General features: G+C 70.1%; 13 protein-coding genes. 6 read left to right on the top strand and 7 right to left on the bottom strand.

All coding sequences use genetic code 11. The features are described 5' to 3' along the window. Positions 1 to 73: 73 nt before the first annotated feature. Complete coding sequence (gene speA / locus ABB22_RS07130; RefSeq protein WP_055773028.1) at positions 74 to 1,972, bottom strand: arginine decarboxylase; 1,899 nt, start codon at positions 1,970 to 1,972, stop codon at positions 74 to 76. 273 nt (positions 1,973 to 2,245) lie between these two features. On the opposite strand from speA, the gene speE reads away from it, so the two are divergent. Further along, positions 2,246 to 3,103, top strand: coding sequence for a polyamine aminopropyltransferase (speE, locus tag ABB22_RS07125; RefSeq protein WP_055773025.1), 858 nt, complete (start codon positions 2,246 to 2,248; stop codon positions 3,101 to 3,103). Positions 3,104 to 3,340: 237 nt separating this feature from the next. Further along, a complete protein-coding gene (locus tag ABB22_RS07120; protein WP_057505125.1) occupies positions 3,341 to 4,822 on the top strand; it encodes a serine hydrolase domain-containing protein in 1,482 nt (493 codons plus the stop codon). 208 nt (positions 4,823 to 5,030) lie between these two features. Here ABB22_RS07120 and ABB22_RS07115 read toward each other — a convergent pair whose 3' ends face one another. Continuing rightward, positions 5,031 to 5,390, bottom strand: coding sequence for a DUF6404 family protein (locus ABB22_RS07115; RefSeq protein ID WP_055773019.1), 360 nt, complete (start codon positions 5,388 to 5,390; stop codon positions 5,031 to 5,033). A gap of 12 nt (positions 5,391 to 5,402) precedes the next feature. Further along, positions 5,403 to 5,741 (bottom strand): P-II family nitrogen regulator, encoded by a 339-nt coding sequence (locus ABB22_RS07110; protein WP_054662546.1) that lies wholly within the window; start codon positions 5,739 to 5,741, stop codon positions 5,403 to 5,405. Positions 5,742 to 5,917: 176 nt separating this feature from the next. On the opposite strand from ABB22_RS07110, the gene ubiK reads away from it, so the two are divergent. The 4 genes from ubiK (at position 5,918) to ABB22_RS07090 (ending at position 9,979) form a co-directional block, all read left to right on the top strand. Next, positions 5,918 to 6,172, top strand: coding sequence for a ubiquinone biosynthesis accessory factor UbiK (ubiK, locus tag ABB22_RS07105; RefSeq protein ID WP_055773016.1), 255 nt, complete (start codon positions 5,918 to 5,920; stop codon positions 6,170 to 6,172). A gap of 10 nt (positions 6,173 to 6,182) precedes the next feature. Beyond that, complete coding sequence (locus ABB22_RS07100) at positions 6,183 to 7,697, top strand: YifB family Mg chelatase-like AAA ATPase (RefSeq protein ID WP_055773013.1); 1,515 nt, start codon at positions 6,183 to 6,185, stop codon at positions 7,695 to 7,697. Positions 7,698 to 8,026: 329 nt separating this feature from the next. Further along, positions 8,027 to 9,550, top strand: coding sequence for a lipase family alpha/beta hydrolase (locus tag ABB22_RS07095; RefSeq protein ID WP_055773010.1), 1,524 nt, complete (start codon positions 8,027 to 8,029; stop codon positions 9,548 to 9,550). Between the two features lie 177 nt (positions 9,551 to 9,727). Next, positions 9,728 to 9,979: a hypothetical protein gene (locus ABB22_RS07090; RefSeq protein ID WP_055773007.1), complete on the top strand. Its 252-nt coding sequence runs from the start codon at positions 9,728 to 9,730 to the stop codon at positions 9,977 to 9,979. A 45-nt stretch (positions 9,980 to 10,024) separates the two neighbouring features. Here the strand turns inward: ABB22_RS07090 and ABB22_RS07085 are convergent, their stop codons facing one another. From ABB22_RS07085 to lexA, 4 genes are read right to left on the bottom strand one after another with little or no spacing between them, the layout of a single operon-like run. Next, positions 10,025 to 13,267 (bottom strand): error-prone DNA polymerase, encoded by a 3,243-nt coding sequence (locus ABB22_RS07085; RefSeq protein ID WP_055773004.1) that lies wholly within the window; start codon positions 13,265 to 13,267, stop codon positions 10,025 to 10,027. After that, the gene (locus tag ABB22_RS07080; RefSeq protein WP_055773001.1) at positions 13,264 to 14,685 is read right to left on the bottom strand and encodes a Y-family DNA polymerase; all 1,422 of its coding nucleotides are present in this window, start codon (positions 14,683 to 14,685) and stop codon (positions 13,264 to 13,266) included. The genes ABB22_RS07085 and ABB22_RS07080 overlap by 4 nt, the downstream gene beginning before the upstream one ends. Before the next feature lie 9 nt (positions 14,686 to 14,694). After that, complete coding sequence (gene imuA, locus ABB22_RS07075; RefSeq protein ID WP_055772998.1) at positions 14,695 to 15,318, bottom strand: translesion DNA synthesis-associated protein ImuA; 624 nt, start codon at positions 15,316 to 15,318, stop codon at positions 14,695 to 14,697. Beyond that, positions 15,319 to 15,924, bottom strand: coding sequence for a transcriptional repressor LexA (gene lexA / locus ABB22_RS07070; RefSeq protein WP_055772995.1), 606 nt, complete (start codon positions 15,922 to 15,924; stop codon positions 15,319 to 15,321). Between the last annotated feature and the right edge of the window lie 18 nt (positions 15,925 to 15,942).

Raw genomic sequence — 15,942 nt, 5'->3', positions numbered from 1 at the left:
GCTGCCACCGACGCGACCGTCCCGGTGCCATCGAGGCTGCAGCGATTGCCGCAGCCTCGCCGGGGACCTGCCTTCAGCCCAGCGGCTCGTCCGACAGGTAGGTATAGCCGGTGAGCCCGGCTTCCAGCGCCGCGTCCAGCTCGGCGGCGCGTGCGGCCGGCAGGTTGGCGGCGGCCACGCGCTGGCGGTAGGCCGCGCGCAGGTCGTCCAGCCTGTAGCCGACATAGTCGAGCATGACGTCGGTGGTGTCACCACGGCGCTGCTGGGCGATGCGGTAACCGCTGTCATCGACCGTGACTTCCACCGCATCGGTGTCGCCGAACAGGTTGTGGATGTCGCCGAGGATCTCCTGGTAGGCGCCGACCAGGAAGAAGCCGATGCGGTAGCTCTCGCCATGGCGCACGGCGTGCAGCGGCAGCGAACTGTCCAGGCTCTCGTTCTCGACATAGGTCTTGACCATGCCGTCGGAGTCGCAGGTCATGTCGGCGATCACGCCGCGGCGCTGCGGGCGCTCGTCCAGGCGCTGGATCGGCATGATCGGGAACACCTGGTCGATCGCCCAGGCGTCGGGAATGGACTCGAACACGCTGAAGTTGACGAAGTACTTGTCGACCAGGCGGTCGTTCAGTTCGTCCAGCGCCGGGCGATGGCTCTTCTCGTCATAGCTCAGGCGCGCACGCACACCGTTGGCGATGGCGTAGAACAGGTCGTCGATGCGCGCGCGCTGCGGCAGGTCGATCTGGCCCAGCGCGTAGGCGCTCAGACCTTCGGCGTGGAAATGCTGTGCTTCCTGGAACAGTTCCACCGCCGGGCGCTGGTCCAGCTCGCCGTGGATCTCGCGCAGGTGGCGGACGGCGGCCGGTTCGTCGTCGTGCGCCTCGGGGATGCGGCCTTCGGCGGCCTGCTCCACTTCGGACACGTTGGCGATCAGCACCGCATGGTGGGCGGTCATCGCACGGCCGCACTCGGTGATGATGCGCGGCGGGGTCAACGCGTGCTCCTCGCAGGCCTCGGCCAGCGGCTGCACGATGTTGCTGGCGTAGGCGTTCAGGCCATAGTTGATCGAGCAGTAGCTGCGCGAACGGGTGCCTTCGTAGTCGATGCCCAGGCCCCCGCCGACGTCGACGTGGCTGATCTTCGCGCCCAGCCGCGACAGCTCGACGAAGTAGCGGGTGGCCTCGCGCATGCCGTTGGCGATGTCGCGCACGTTGCTGATCTGGCTGCCCATGTGGAAGTGCAGCAGGTTCAGGCAATCGGCGTACTCGGTGTCGCGCAGCGACTTCCACAGGTCCAGCAGCTGGCGCGGCGACAGCCCGAACTTGGCCTTGTCGCCGCCGCTGTTCTGCCACTTGCCCGCACCCAGCGAGGCCAGGCGCATGCGCACGCCCAGGCCCGGCTTCACGTCCAGCGCCCTGGATTCCTCCAGCACCAGCTTTAGCTCGGACGGCTTCTCGATGACGATATAGGTCTGCAGGCCGAGCTTGCGGCCGATCAGGGCCAGGCGGATGTACTCGCGGTCCTTGTAGCCGTTGCAGACGATCAGTCCGCCCGGGCGCGACAGCGCCAGCACCGCCATCAGCTCCGGCTTGGAACCGGCCTCCAGGCCGAAGCCCTCACCGTGGTGCGAGGCCAGCGTACCGGCCACGCCCTGGTGCTGGTTGACCTTGATCGGATACACCGCGGTATAGCCGCCGGCGTAGTCCCAATCGGACTGGGCCTGGGCGAACGCCGCCTGCAGCTTGCCCAGGCGCTGGCCGAGGATGTCCGGAAAGCGCACCAGCAGCGGCAGCTTGGCGCCGGCGGCGCGGGCCGAATCGACGACTTCCGGCAACGACACGGCCGGCCCCTGCGCGCCGGTGGGGCGCACCACGACATGCCCGGCGGCATCGACGTCGAAATAACCGTCGGACCAGTGCGGGATCGAATAGGTCTTGCGGGCCTGGTCGAGGGACCAGGTACAGCTGAGGGTCATGGCTATTTACTGTATCTGGCGCGTGGCGACGCGTTCATCGTCTGCCGCAACGGTCGGGCCAGTGCGGCGCAGGCGCGCATTCTAACGCCTGCGGGGCGGCGGTCCGTTACAATCCGCGCCCGCGCCACCTCCCCTCTACCCGGGGAGAACGATCGGCCTGGACGTCAGCCCGGATGAAACCTGCCCGTGGCAGGCTCCACCCGGCCGCATCCTTTCCTTCGTGGCCGCTTTTTCCGCCCGGAGAAGGCCGGCCCCCAGCACTCAGGATCCCCCATGACCACCAACGAAAACTGGTTCATCGAACACTTCCAGCCGACCGGCTCGGCCATCGGTTTCCGCATCACCGGCAAGCTGGACGAGGTGCAGTCGCCGTTCCAGAAGATCGAGATCTACGACAGCACCGACTGGGGCAAGCTGATGGTCATCGACGGCGCCATGATGCTGACCACCAAGGACAATTTCTTCTACCACGAGATGATCAGCCACCCGGTGCTGTTCACCCACCCGGCGCCCAAGCGCGTGGTGATCATCGGCGGCGGCGACTGCGGCACCCTGCGCGAGGTGCTCAAGCACCCGGGCGTGGAGAGCGCCACCCAGTGCGATATCGACGAGCAGGTCACCCGCATGGCCGAGAAGTACTTCCCGGAACTGTGCGAATCCAACGGCGACGCCCGCGCCGAGCTGCTGTTCGACGACGGCGTGGCCTACATGGCCAACTGCGCCCCGAGCAGCGTGGACGTGGTGATCGTGGACTCCACCGATCCGGTCGGCCCGGCCGAGGGCCTGTTCAACAAGGCCTTCTTCGAGAGCTGCTTCCGCGCCCTGAAGGATGACGGCCTGCTGGTGCAGCAGAGCGAATCGCCGCTGGCGCTGCTGGACCTGATCAAGGACATGCGCACGGAAATGGGCAAGGCCGGCTTCCAGTCGTTCAAGACCCTGCCGTTCCCGCAGCCGTGCTACCCGACCGGCTGGTGGTCGGTGACCGTGGCCAGCAAGCAGGCCGGTTTCGGCTTCGGCTTCCGCGAGGCCGACTCGGCCGCCAAGCCCTTCGACACCCTGTACTACACCGCCCCGCTGCACACCGGCGTGCTGGTCAGCCCGCCGTTCGTGGCCAAGGCACTGGGCGAGTAAGCCCGCACTGCATCGCTGTACCGTACCGCACCCCGCGCCGGCCACCGGCGCGGGGTTTTCATTGTTCTTCCGGTACCCCACGCCCCCACCCGGATCCACTCCCCTGCCGGGCGCAGCCCTCACCCCGCACAGCCCAGTACCTCGCCCCAAGCGGCTCTCGAGCGGCGCCGAAGACCCATTGACTACATATGTAGTCAAGAGATAGTTTCAGGCGGATTCGCCAATTGAGGTCAGTCGATGCGTCCCATTGCCCGGGTGTGTGGTTTCGTCCTGCTGATGTGCAGCGCAGTCGCCCTGGCGAAGCAACCTCCTACTGCCGATGAACTGCGCCGCCTGGTCGACAGCTACGCCGATCACCGTGGATTCAACGGGACAGTGCTGGTGGCGCGGGGAGACCAGGTGCTGCTGCGCGCCGCTTATGGCCAAGCCAACGTCGAATGGGCAACGCCCAACCGGGTGGAAGGGCGCTATCGGGTCGGTTCGCTGAGCAAGCCGCTGGTCGCCACGCTCACGATGCAGTTGATCCAGCAGGGCGAGCTGCGGTTGGAGGGGACACTGGGCGAATACCTGCCGGCGCTCTATGCCGGGACGCCCGCCGCGGCGGTGACTGTGGCCCAGCTGCTCAGCCACACCTCGGGGCTTGCGGACATCCCCGGGCGCTACACCGACCCGTGGTGGCAGACCGCCGCACGCCGCAGCTATGCGCCGATGGACTTCGCGCGGGAGTGGATCAGACCGACGCTTCTGGAAAACCCGGGCCAGCAGTGGCGATACAACAACAACGGCTTTTTCCTGCTCGGCCTGCTGATCGAACAGGCCACGGGGCGGTCTCTTGCGGACAACCTGCAGGAGCGGATATTCGCCCCGGCGGACATGGCTTCCAGTGGTCTTTTCAACGGCAGGTCGGTGCAGGAACGGCTCGCCGAAGGCTACACCCGCACGGCGGAAGGCACGTTGGTGCACCCGCAGTGGATCGACCCGAGCGTGTCGTTCGCGGCGGCGGGAATCTACAGCACGGTCGATGATCTCTACCGCTTCGATCGGGCGCTGTACGGCGAGCGCCTGCTGAACCATGACACGCGGCGGAAGATGCTGACCGTGCAGGCCTCCAGCTATGGATTCGGATGGAACGTCGATGACTGGACCTTGCCCGATGGCGCCACGCTGCAGGTTGTTTCCCACACCGGCAGCGTACCGGGCTACCAGAGCTATTACCTGCGGTCCGAGTCGCATGAGGACTGCGTCATCATCCTCGACAACTTCTGGCAGGGTTCGCTTGTGGTGGCGATGGGCCAGGACCTCATGGAGGTTCTCAACGGCAAGCCGATGCAACCGGCAAAGCGGAGCCTGGACGACCTGCTGACCCCGATCGCCTATCGCCAGGGGCTCCCGGCCATGGCCGCGGCCTATGAAGGCCTGGGGCCGCGTCGCGACGACTACGACCACAACGAGAAGGCCTTGAACGCGCTGGGCTACAAGTTTCTTCGCGCTGGCCGGAAGGACGAGGCGGTCAGAGTATTCGAATGGGGCGTGGCAGCGTATCCCGGCTCGGCCAATACCCACGACAGTCTCGGTGAGGCGTACCGGGCGGCGGGGCGCCTGGATGAGGCGCGCAAAAGCTATCAGACCGCCTTGAAGCTGGATCCGACCAGCCAGAGCGCCCATGCGGCGTTGAAGGAAATGGAGGCGGATAAACAACCCGGGGAGAGCAGCGATTGAGGTATGCCGATGCCTCCCGGCATGCGGTCGCCTCGTCCCGATGATCTCTTCCTGCAAAGAGCCATCACGCCAGATCGCCGCTTCTGGCCCGCCCGCCTTTCGTGGCCAGGACATTGGGGGGCGAAGCCCGGTCTTCGTCCAGAAAAAACCCGCGGCGACGCGGGTTTTTCATTTGCCACACCTCACTGCGCCAGGCTGCCCGGCAGGATCAGCCCTGGAAATCGCGCCACAGCGGAATGCCGCGCCGGCGCGCATTCCTGCGCCCATGCAGTCCCATCGTCAGACCGAACAGCACGCCCGCCAGCACCATGGCCAACAACACCATGCCCACCGGCATCTGCGAACGGCGCCACATCATCAGCCACATCGCCAGGCCCCACACCGGCCCGAAAAAGGCGCCGGTCAGCAGGGCGGTGGAGGCGAAGCCCGCCATCGGTGGCGGCGGCACGCGGAAGCCCAGCTTCCACAGCAACCGGTACAGCAACGGCGCGGAGGTACCGCGCGGCAGCCCCTTGCCGTCCAGCAGCACGAGCGCCCGCTGCAGGCGCCGACCGAAGTCGCCGTCCATGGCCGCCCTGGCTCAGAGCGCGTCGGCGTCGAGCTCGCCGGTGCGGATGCGCACCACGCTGCCCAGGTCGTAGACGAACACCTTGCCATCGCCGATCTTGCCGGTGCCGGCGGCCTTGACGATGGCTTCCACCACCTCGTCGGCCTGGGCATCGGTGACCGCGACCTCGATCTTCACCTTGGGCAGGAAATCGACCACGTACTCGGCGCCGCGGTACAGCTCGGTATGGCCCTTCTGGCGGCCGAAACCCTTGACCTCGGTGACGGTGATGCCGGCCACGCCGCGCTCGGCAAGCGCCTCGCGCACGTCGTCCAGTTTGAACGGCTTGACGATGGCCATGATCATTTTCATCGGTCGGTTCCCTGTCGGTGTGCCGGTGAAGGATAGCCTGCCCGGCCCCGACCGGGCAGGCCCGGCGTGCCGCCGCGGGCACCAGGGGATTATCCTTACGTCCCCACGCAAAAGAGCCCGATGGCCGCGTTTGCGGGCGGCGCCTAACCTGCCAGCCTGCCCTGCGGAGACTTCCCATGATCGACCTGAACCACATCGATGCGCTGGCCCGCCGCCTGAGCGACCTGGTACCACCGGGACTGCGCGAATCGCGCGAGGAACTGCAGGCCACCTTCAAGAGCGCCCTGCAGGCCGGCCTGGCCAGGCTGGACCTCGTCACCCGCGAAGAGTTCGAGGTACAGCGCGCGGTGCTGCTGCGTACCCGCGAGAAGCTGGACGCGCTCGAACAGGCCGTCGCCGCACTGGAAAAGCGCCCCGCCAGCGACGCCTGAGGCGCAGGCCATGAGCCTGGCGCTGGTGCACAGCCGCGCCCGCGCCGGGGTACATGCGCCGCCGGTACGGGTCGAAGTGCACCTCTCCGGTGGGCTGCCCTGCACCCAGATCGTGGGCCTGCCGGAAGCGGCGGTGCGCGAATCGCGCGACCGCGTGCGCGCGGCCATCCTCTGTGCGCAGTTCGAGTTCCCGGCCCGGCGCATCACCATCAACCTGGCCCCGGCCGACCTGCCCAAGGAGGGGGGCCGCTTCGACCTGCCCATCGCACTCGGCATCCTCGCCGCCAGCGGGCAGATCGACCGGCAGGCGCTGGCGGGCCACGAGTTCATCGGCGAGCTGGCACTGACCGGCGAACTGCGCGGCGTGGATGGCGCGCTGCCGGCCGCCCTCGCCGCGGCGCGCGAACAGCGCACCCTGGTGGTGGCACCGGACAACGCGGACGAAGCCGCGCTCGCCCGGCAGGCGACGGTCAAGGTCGCGCGCACCCTGCTGGAAGTCTGCGCCGCGCTGTCCGGCGAGAAGGCACTGCCGGACGCGCAGGTCGCCACCACGGAACCGGTTCCACTCCCGGACCTTGCCGATGTGCGCGGCCATGCGCAGGCACGGCGCGCGCTGGAAATCACCGCGGCCGGCGGACACCATCTGCTGCTGGTCGGCTCGCCCGGCTGCGGCAAGACCCTGCTGGCCTCGCGGCTGCCCGGCATCCTGCCCGAAGCCAGCGAGGCCGAAGCGCTGGAAACCGCCGCCGTCGCCTCGGCCGGCCGGCATGGCGTGGACCCGGCGCGCTGGCGGCAACGGCCATACAGAGCTCCCCACCACACGGCCAGCGCGGTGGCGCTCGTCGGCGGGGGCTCGCTCCCCAGACCTGGCGAAGTATCGCTCGCCCACAACGGCGTGCTTTTTCTCGACGAACTTCCCGAGTGGAAACGACAGGCCCTGGAGGTCCTGCGCGAACCGCTGGAATCGGGCGTGGTCACCATCTCGCGCGCGGCACGCAGCACCGAGTTTCCCGCCTGCTTCCAGTTGGTGGCCGCCATGAACCCCTGCCCCTGTGGCTGGGCCGGCGACCGCAGCGGACGCTGCCGCTGCTCCGGCGACGCGATCGCCCGCTATCGCGCCCGCATCTCCGGTCCGCTGCTGGACCGCATCGATCTGCAGCTGCAGGTTCCACGGCTGGCGCCGGCCGAACTGCACGGCGATGCGCCGCCCGGGGAAAGCAGCGCAACCGTGCGGGAGCGTGTGGCGCAGGCCCGCATCCGCCAGTTGCAGCGGGCGGGCAAACCCAATGCCCGGCTGGATCCCGGGCAGACCCTGCGCGACTGCACCCTGGCCCGCCCGGACCAGGCGATGCTCGAACAGGCGATGGAACGCCTGCAGCTGTCGGCCCGCTCCATGCACCGCATCCTGCGCGTGGCCCGCACCATCGCCGACCTGGCTGGCGGTGCCCCCATCGAACGCGCGCATCTTGCCGAGGCCATCGGCTACCGCCAGCTGGATCGCAGCCCCACAGACCGCGCCCTGTAGAGCGGGGCAACGCCCCGCTGGGACATTACCGGCCAAGCCCCGCCGGGCGTCGCCCGGCGCTACAAAACTCCACCTCCCTGTAGAGCGGGGCAACGCCCCGCTGGGGCATCCCCGGCCAAGCCCCGCCGGGCGTCGCCCGGCGCTACAGAACCCCACCTCCCTGTAGAGCGGGGCAACGCCCCGCTGGAGCATTACCGGGCGAGCCCCGCCGGGCCCTGCCCGGCGCTACACAGCCCGACCGCCCTGCCGCTAGCCCACGCCCGGTCGCCGATCGCCCCGGATGCGACCACAATGGCCAAGCATCGCCTTCCCTTCCCGCGGAGCCGGACATGGACAGGATCGAACGCCCCTTCTTCCCGATCATCTACGTGCGCGGCTACGCCATGACCCGCTCGGAGATCGTCGAGACCACCTCCACGCCCTACATGGGCCTGGAAGCTGGCTCCACCAAGATCCGACAGGCGCAGGACGGCTCGGTGCTGAAGTTCGTGTTCGAGTCGCCGCTGGTGCGGTTGATGAAGGACTACGGGTACCGCGACGTCTACGACGGCGGCGCCGAACTGCGCAGCGGCATCGCGCCGCGCAGCATCGTCATCCACCGCTATTACGACGTGGCTGACCCGGCGTTCGGCGACGGCAAGGCGCCGTCGATCACCGATGCCGCCGCCAGCCTGGGCCGGCGCATCCTGGAGCTGCGCGACAGCGTGTGCGGCAACAACGCCAGCCAGCGCCGCGATTTCCGCGTGTACCTGGTCGCGCATTCGATGGGCGGGCTGATCTGCCGCTGCCTGCTGCAGAACCCCGAGGTCGCCGGCGCCGAAGCGCGCACACTGGTGGACAAGGTGTTCACCTACGCTACGCCGCACAACGGCATCGACATCGCAGGCATCAACGTGCCCGACCTGCTGTCGGCCAACGACATGAACAACTTCAACCGCGGCAACATGGCGCGCTACCTGAAGGTGCCCAGGGACAAGGTCAACACGCTCGGCGATTCCGGCTTCCCGCCCGAGCGCATGTTCTGCCTGATCGGCACCAACAGCCGCGACTACGCGGTGGCGCGCGGCCTGTCCTCATTCGCGGTCGGCGCGCTCAGCGACGGCCTGGTGCGCATCGCCAATGCGTATGTCGAAGGCGCGCCGCGGGCCTTCGTCAACCGCAGCCACAGCGGCTACTTCGGCATCGTCAATTCCGAGGAGGGCTACCAGAACCTGTCGCGTTTCCTGTTCGGCGACATCTGCGCCACCGCGCAGCTGGACATCACCGCGCTGGCCCTGCCGCCGGAAGTCGAGGCCGCGCGCAAGCGTGGCAAGCAGGTGCGTTCCTCGTATTACATCGAGGCCACCGTGGCGCCGCGCGGCGCCTATACCTACGAGCTCACCGCGCGCACCCAGGCCAACGAGTGCGCGGTGCGCCGCGAATACAGCGACATCTTCGACGCGGACGGCAAGGTACGCCGCGACGCGCGCGCGCCGGTACTGTTCTCGGTGTTCCTGGACAGCCGCCGCATCACCGCCGGCAGCGAGATCGCCTTCTCCATCGAGCTGGCGGTGTGCAACGCCGGCTACGAGGTCGATGGCGCGCTGTTCCTCAAGAACCACATCCCCGGCGAGTACCTGTTCCGCAACACGCTGGTGCTGTTCGCCAAGCCCGATGGCGACGGCTGGCGGCTGCGCTATGTCTGGGGCGACGACCAATGGGCCGGCGGCCCGAAGACGCAGGCCGAACTGGACAGCGCCAAGGCCAGGGCCATCGGCATCAGCCAGCAGGCTCCCAACGTATTCACGGTGCCCCTGTCCTCGGCCAAGGGCTTCGCGGCGGAGCTGAAGATCGCGCTGTCGGACTGGGCGTGAGGCCGGGAACGGACCGCTGACGGCGGCACTCTCCGGGCAGGCACCGGAACGGATGGGCGAAGGAAGGCACCGTCACGCCGGCCTGCGCGACGGCGGCACCCGGACCCGCGGAGGATTCGACCTGGAACAGCGTGCGGTGGTCGAAGGCCGCTGTCGGCGAGCTTCGAGCGACCGCACGTGCGCAGCGCCATCCAGGCCGGCGTGGCGCTGCGTGCCGACGCGTTGCCGGCCCAGCTGCAGGGCGGGCAGGCGCAACTGGCACTGGCCGAAGGCGAGAAGCGGCAGGTGCGGCCGGATCCCGGGCCCGCCGCGTACCGCACCGATGCCGACGGCGGCCGCCAAGCGTGCGGTGTTCAACGTCACTCCGCACTGGAACCGGGCAAGCATGCGGCGCCCGGCCGTCGGCGCTGCCGGGCGCTGCGAAGGTAGCGCATCGCCTGCGTCGCCCCGTCGCGGCACTCGCCGTGCGCCGCGCTAGTGGAAATCCCGCGAGCGGGTCTGCAGGTCGCCCAGCAGGTGGCTGAGGTCGTGCAGGTCGCGGGCGATCAGGTGCTGCACGCCGTCCACCTGTTCCCAGCGCCCGCGCACCGCCATCAGCCGCGCGCCCAGCAGCACCTTGCGCCGGCGCGCGGCCAGGTCCTGCCACACCACCACGTTGAGCGGGCCGTGTTCGTCCTCGAGGGTGACGAACACCGTGCCCTTGGCCGTGCCCGGGCGTTGCCGCTGCACGACGATGCCGGCCACGTGCGCGCCGCGACCGTGCGGCAGTTGCCGGACCTGGGCGATGTCGAGCATGCGCTCGCGCCGCAGCCGCGCGCGCAGCAGCGACAGCGGGTGTTCGCCGAGGGTGAGGCCGAGCGTGCGGTAGTCAGCCAGCGCGTCCTCCCCGGTCGAGGGCGCCGGCAGCACGACGGCGTCCTCGTCGGGACTGCCGGGCAGCAGCGGCCGCTGCCGCTCGATGCCGGCCACTTCCCAGCGCGCGGCGTGACGGTGCCCGGCCAGTGCCTGCAGCGCGCCGGCCTCGGCCAGCGCGCGCCGCACCCGGTCGTCGAGGTTGGCGCGCAGGCACAGGTCGCGCACGTCGGCGAACGGACGCAGGGCACGCGCGGCGACGATGGCCGACGCCGCGGCTTCCGACAGTCCGGCCACCTGGCGCAGGCCCAGGCGGAGGGCCGCCTGTCCTGCGTCGTCGTCCTTGCCGCGGCGCATCCGCCCGCCTTCCAGGGTGTTGTCCCATCCGCTGCAGGTCACGTCCACCGGCCGCACCTCCACGCCGCGACGTCCACCGCGACCATCACGGCGCGCGTCCTGCACGATCTCGCTGGACGAATAGAAGCCCATCGGCTGCGCGTTGAGCAGGGCGCAGGCGAAGGCCGCCGGCTCGTGGCGCTTGAGCCAGCTGCTGATGTAGACCAGCTTGGCGAACGAGGCGGCATGGCTCTGCGGAAACCCGTAGGAACCGAAACCCTTGATCTGCTCGAAGATCTGGTCGATGAATTCGTCGGAGTAGTTGTTGTCCCGCATCCGTTCGCGGATGCGGACGCGATGCGGTTCCATGTCGCCGCCCCGGCCCCAGGCCGCCATCGAACGGCGCAGGACATCGGCCTCGCAGGGGGTGTAATCGGCGGCGATGATGACCAGCTCCATCACCTGCTCCTGGAACAGCGGAATGCCGCAGGTGCGCCCGAGGATTTCCTTCAGCGCCTCCGGACAGGTCGCCTCCTCCTTGCCCTGCCGCCGCCGCAGGTAGGGATGCACCATGCCGCCCTGGATCGGCCCCGGGCGCACGATCGCCACCTCGATCACCAGGTCGTAGAAACAGCGGGGCTTGAGCCGCGGCAGCATGCTCATCTGCGCGCGCGATTCGATCTGGAACACGCCCACGGTGTCGGCGGCCTCGATCATGTCGTAGGTGTGGGAGTCGTCGGCAGGCGCTGCCAGATCGATACGGTAGCCGCGCTGGCGCTCCACCAGCGCCAGCGCCTTGCGGATGCAGGTCAGCATGCCCAGCGCCAGGCAGTCGACCTTGAGCAGCTTCATCGTCTCCAGGTCGTCCTTGTCCCACTGGATGATGGTGCGCCCGTCCATCGCCGCGTTCTCCACCGGCACCACACTGGACAGCGGCGCATCGCTGATCACGAAGCCGCCCACGTGCTGGGACAGGTGGCGCGGATGGCCGCGCAGCTGCGCGGTGACCGCCATCAACCGCCGGATCAGCGGATTGTCCGGATCGAAGCCGGTCTCGCGCAGCCGCTGCGCCATCGGCACTTCGCCATTGCCCCAACCCTGGCATCCGGCCAGCAGCGCGATCTGGTCCGGCGGCAGGCCGAAGGCGCGGGCCACGTCGCGCACCGCGCTCTTGCCGCGGTAGCGGATCACCGTGGCCGCCAGCGCGGCGCGGTGGCGGCCGTATTTTCCGTAAACGTACTGCAGCACTTCCTCGCGCCGCTCGTGCTCGAAGTCCACGTCGATGTCCGGCGGCTCGTCGCGCTCGCGCGACAGGAAACGCGCCATCAGCAGCCGGCTTTCGGCCGGATTCACCACGGTGATGCCCAGCGCGAAGCACACCGCCGAGTTGGCCGAGGAACCGCGGCCCTGGCACAGGATGCCGCGCTCTTTGGCGAAACGCACGATGTCCTGCACGGTCAGGAAGAAGGCCTCGTACTGCTTGTAGGCGATCAGCTCCAGCTCGTCCTCGATCTGCCGGGCGACATCGGGCGGCGTTCCCTCCGGCCAGCGTTCGCGCATGCCGCGTCCGGTCAGCTCGCGCAGCCAGCTGGTGGGCGTATGCCCGGCGGGCACCAGCTCGGTGGGGTACCGGTACTGCAGCTGGCTCATGTCGAAGCTGCAGCGGCGCGCCAGCCGCACCGCGTTGTCCAGCAGCGCGGGCGGATGGATGTTGCCCAGTGCGCGGCGGGTGCGCAGGTGGCGCTCGCCGTTGCGGAACAGGTGCGCGCCGCAGTCGGCCAGCGGCAGGTTGTGGCGGATGGCGGTCATCGTGTCCTGCAGCATGCGGCGGCGGCGCACGTCCATGTGCACGTCGCCGCTGGCCAGCGGCGTCATCCGCAGCGCATCGGCCAACGCCAGCAGTCCTTGCAGCCGCGCGTCGTCGTCCTGCTCGCGGTGCAGTTCCACCGCCAGGTGCGCATGCGCGCCGAACCACGCCTGCAGCCAGCGGCCCTGCTCCTCCTGCGGCTCCGCACCCGGCAGCCACAGCGCGAACAGGCCCGAGGCCTCCGGATCGATGCCTTCCAGCACCGCTTCCACGTCGGAACGCCCGAGCAGGTAATCGCCCTTGCCGGCAGCGCGGCGGCCGCGGGTGATCAGTTCGCACAGCCGTGCGTAGCCGGCGGCGGTTTCCACCAGCAGCACGCAGCGCAGGCCACAGGCAAGGGCGAATTCGCTGCCGACCACCAGCTTCACGCCGCTGGCGCGCGCCGCTTCCCAGGCGCGCACGATGCCGGCCAGCGAACACTCGTCGGTGATCGCCAGCGCTTCGTAGCCGCAGTCGCGCGCACGCGCGAACAGCTCCTCGGCGCTGGCCGCGCCGCGCAGGAAGGAGAAGTCGGACAGGCAGTGCAGTTCGGCGTAGGCCGGCAGGTTTTCCTCGCCGGGCGCGCCGTCGTTGGCGGCTTCGCGGCCCAGCCGCTGCGCCACTTCCCAGGCGCGCGGCGCGCGGGTGCCGGCATGCGAGTCGCGCGCTTCGCGCCGGCTCATGCGAACCACCCGTGCAGCATCCAGCCGCCCCGCTCGCCCGGCGGCGCGAATGCCCAGGCGCGCTGGCCCTGCGAGGTTTCCAGCACGTAGTAGTCGCGGCGCGCGTCGTCGCCGTCCCACCAGCCGCTTTCCAGCCGCTCCGGGCCGGACACGATGCGCGGGCGCGGATCGCGCAGCGGCACCGGCTGCGGCAATAGCCACGCCGGACGCGGCGGCAGCCCCGGGGCCGCATCGCCGATGCGGCCCTCGTCGCCCTGCAGCGGCCGCCAGGCACGTTCCGGGCGCGGATCGGTGGTCGGCGTAATCCGATGCACTGCCGTATCGCCCAGCCGCGCACGCAGGCGCTCGCGCAGCTGCGGCCATGGTTGCTGCTGGCGCGTGCGCGGATCGAACAGGTCGCGCGAGGCGGGCACGAACGGCGGCAGCTCGCGCGCCAGCAGGCGCAGCGCGACCACCGGCTGGCCGATCCGCACCTGCTCCAGGCGATTGCGCACCAGCTCGAACAGCAGCGCCGGCTCGCGCTCGGCGGCCAGCAGCCCCACCGCCACGTCGCTGTGGCCTTCCTCGTGCTCCAGCCGCAGCACGAAGCGCTGCACGCCGCCATCGCGCACCGACAGATAGGTGCACAGGTCGCCGACCAGGCGGCGCAGCGGGAACAGCAGCGCGGTATGGCTCTCGACCTCGTAGCCCAGTTCCAGGCGCGCGTCGAAGTGATCCGGCGGCGCGTAATACGCCAGCGGGTCGTCAGCCTGGCCGTACAGACGGTCCAGGTGTTCCAGCAGCGGCAGGCCGAAGCGGCGGCGCAGGGCATCGCGCGGCAGCGCGCGCAGCGTGTGCAGGTCACCGATGCCCATGTGCCGCAGGCGCTCGCCACCATCCTCCGGCAACCGCGCGCGGCGCACCGGCACGCGGTCCAGCAGGGCCGCCATCGCCGCCGGCTGCGTCACCGCCAGGCCGTCGCGCAGGCCGGCCAGCACCTGCGCGGCGCGCGGGGTCGGCGCCAGCCCGATGCGGTGGCTGAAGCCCAGCAGCTCCAGTTCCTCGCGCAGCCGCGCCTCGATGCGCGGCCAGGGCCCGAGCAGGGCGAAGCTGGCGCGCACTTCCAGCACGATGCAGCCGGGCCACTGCGCGCTGACCAGCGAACTGTGCCGGTAGGCCCAGGCGGCGAGGAAACGCTGCCAGCGCTGTTCGGCCTGCGGATCGTGTTCGACCAGGGCCAGCCCGGGCAGCAGCGCGTGCGCGGCGGTCAGGCGCATGCCGGCCTGCACGCCGGCCGCGGCCGCGGCGGCATTGACCGCCTGCAGGGTGCGCAGCTGCGCCGGGCCGGTGATCAGCGCCAGTGGCGCCTGCGGATCAGGACAACGGCGCAGGACGGCGTCCAGCGCCAGCTGCGGCAACAGTACACAGGCCCAGAGCATGGCCGCGGCTCAGGGCGTGGCCAGGGCGAAGGCGCGCGCCGGCGCCGGGCCGCCACGGCATTTGCGCACCTGCCAGGCGCTGCCGCCGTGCATGTCGCGCACCGCCTCCAGGCGCAGCGCGGCCGGCGAGGGATTGGCGGCATGGCGGCGGTCGCGCAGGGCGAAGCCCAGGCACCGGCCGCTGTCGGCCGCCACCTGCAGCCGCCGCAGCGCCTGCGCATCGGCGTGCAGCGGCCAGCCCAGCACCGCGGCGCAGGCGCCGCTGCGCAGGCATTGCTCGAACGCCCACAGCGCATCGCGCGGCGTGGCCTGCACGATCTCCAGCTGTTCCAGCGCCACGCCGGCGGCCTGCCAGGCCGGGGCATAGGGCACATAAGGCGGCGCCACCACCGCCACCGTCGCGCCGGCCTCGCTGAGCCGCGCCAGGGTCGGCAGCAGCAGGGCCAGTTCGCCCACGCCATCGGCCGGCAGCAGCAGTTCGGTCAGCGCATGCCGCGGCCAGCCGCCCTGCGGCAGCAGCGCATCGAGCGCGGCATGGCCGGTGGGCTCGCCCAGCGCCGTGGCCGACGCACGCCCGGCATGCCACAGCGTCTGCGCGGCCAGCAGGCTGTCGAGGGCGACCACCGTGCCCATTCAACCCGGGCGTACCAGCCCGCAGTAAACGCCTTCGATGGCGAAGTCCTGCCCCGGCCGCACCTCGATCGGCGCATGCGCGCGGTTGCGCGGCAGCAGGCGGATGCGCTTTGGCCCGCGCTGCAGGCGCTTGATGGTCAGTTCGCCATCCACGCGCGCCACCACGGTCTGGCCGTCGCGCGCCTCGGGCGTGCGCTGCACCCCGACCAGGTCGCCATCGAGGATGCCGTCATCGATCATCGAATCGCCCTGCACCCGCAGCAGGTAGTCCGGGCGCAGCGCGAACAGCCGCCGGTCCAGCCAGAACTGCTGGTCCAGGCCGATGTCGGCGCCGATCGGCTGGCCCGCGGCCACCCGTCCCAGTACCGGCAGCGGCAGCAGGTCGGCATCGCCGCCGGGCAGGCGCAGGCCACGCTTGCGCCCCGGCACCTGCTCCAGCAGGCCCTCGGCCAGCAGCGCCTGCACATGCTTCTGCGCGGCATTGCGCGAGGAAAAGCCGAAGGCCGCGGCGATCTCGGCCAGGCTGGGTGCGCGCCCGGCCGCCAGCTCCCCGCGCAGGAAGGCGAGGACGGCGGCGCGTTGCGGTGGCAGGTCGGCGGGGATCATGGGTGTACATTTGTACAC

It is taken from the genome of Stenotrophomonas nitritireducens, from assembly GCF_001431425.1.
GTDB classification, from domain to species: domain Bacteria; phylum Pseudomonadota; class Gammaproteobacteria; order Xanthomonadales; family Xanthomonadaceae; genus Stenotrophomonas; species Stenotrophomonas nitritireducens.
This window is presented reverse-complemented; position numbering and strand designations above follow the sequence as displayed.

Excerpts from the sequence above, each read along its gene's own strand:
- lexA (WP_055772995.1), bottom strand. The coding sequence starts at position 15,924 with ATGATCCCCGCCGACCTGCCACCGCAACGCGCCGCCGTCCTCGCCTTC.
- speA (WP_055773028.1), bottom strand. The coding sequence starts at position 1,972 with ATGACCCTCAGCTGTACCTGGTCCCTCGACCAGGCCCGCAAGACCTAT.
- ubiK (WP_055773016.1), top strand. The coding sequence starts at position 5,918 with ATGATCGACCTGAACCACATCGATGCGCTGGCCCGCCGCCTGAGCGAC.
- ABB22_RS07095 (WP_055773010.1), top strand. The coding sequence starts at position 8,027 with ATGGACAGGATCGAACGCCCCTTCTTCCCGATCATCTACGTGCGCGGC.
- ABB22_RS07080 (WP_055773001.1), bottom strand. The coding sequence starts at position 14,685 with ATGCTCTGGGCCTGTGTACTGTTGCCGCAGCTGGCGCTGGACGCCGTC.
- ABB22_RS07115 (WP_055773019.1), bottom strand. The coding sequence starts at position 5,390 with ATGGACGGCGACTTCGGTCGGCGCCTGCAGCGGGCGCTCGTGCTGCTG.
- ABB22_RS07120 (WP_057505125.1), top strand. The coding sequence starts at position 3,341 with ATGCGTCCCATTGCCCGGGTGTGTGGTTTCGTCCTGCTGATGTGCAGC.
- speE (WP_055773025.1), top strand. The coding sequence starts at position 2,246 with ATGACCACCAACGAAAACTGGTTCATCGAACACTTCCAGCCGACCGGC.
- imuA (WP_055772998.1), bottom strand. The coding sequence starts at position 15,318 with ATGGGCACGGTGGTCGCCCTCGACAGCCTGCTGGCCGCGCAGACGCTG.
- ABB22_RS07085 (WP_055773004.1), bottom strand. The coding sequence starts at position 13,267 with ATGAGCCGGCGCGAAGCGCGCGACTCGCATGCCGGCACCCGCGCGCCG.
- ABB22_RS07110 (WP_054662546.1), bottom strand. The coding sequence starts at position 5,741 with ATGAAAATGATCATGGCCATCGTCAAGCCGTTCAAACTGGACGACGTG.
- ABB22_RS07100 (WP_055773013.1), top strand. The coding sequence starts at position 6,183 with ATGAGCCTGGCGCTGGTGCACAGCCGCGCCCGCGCCGGGGTACATGCG.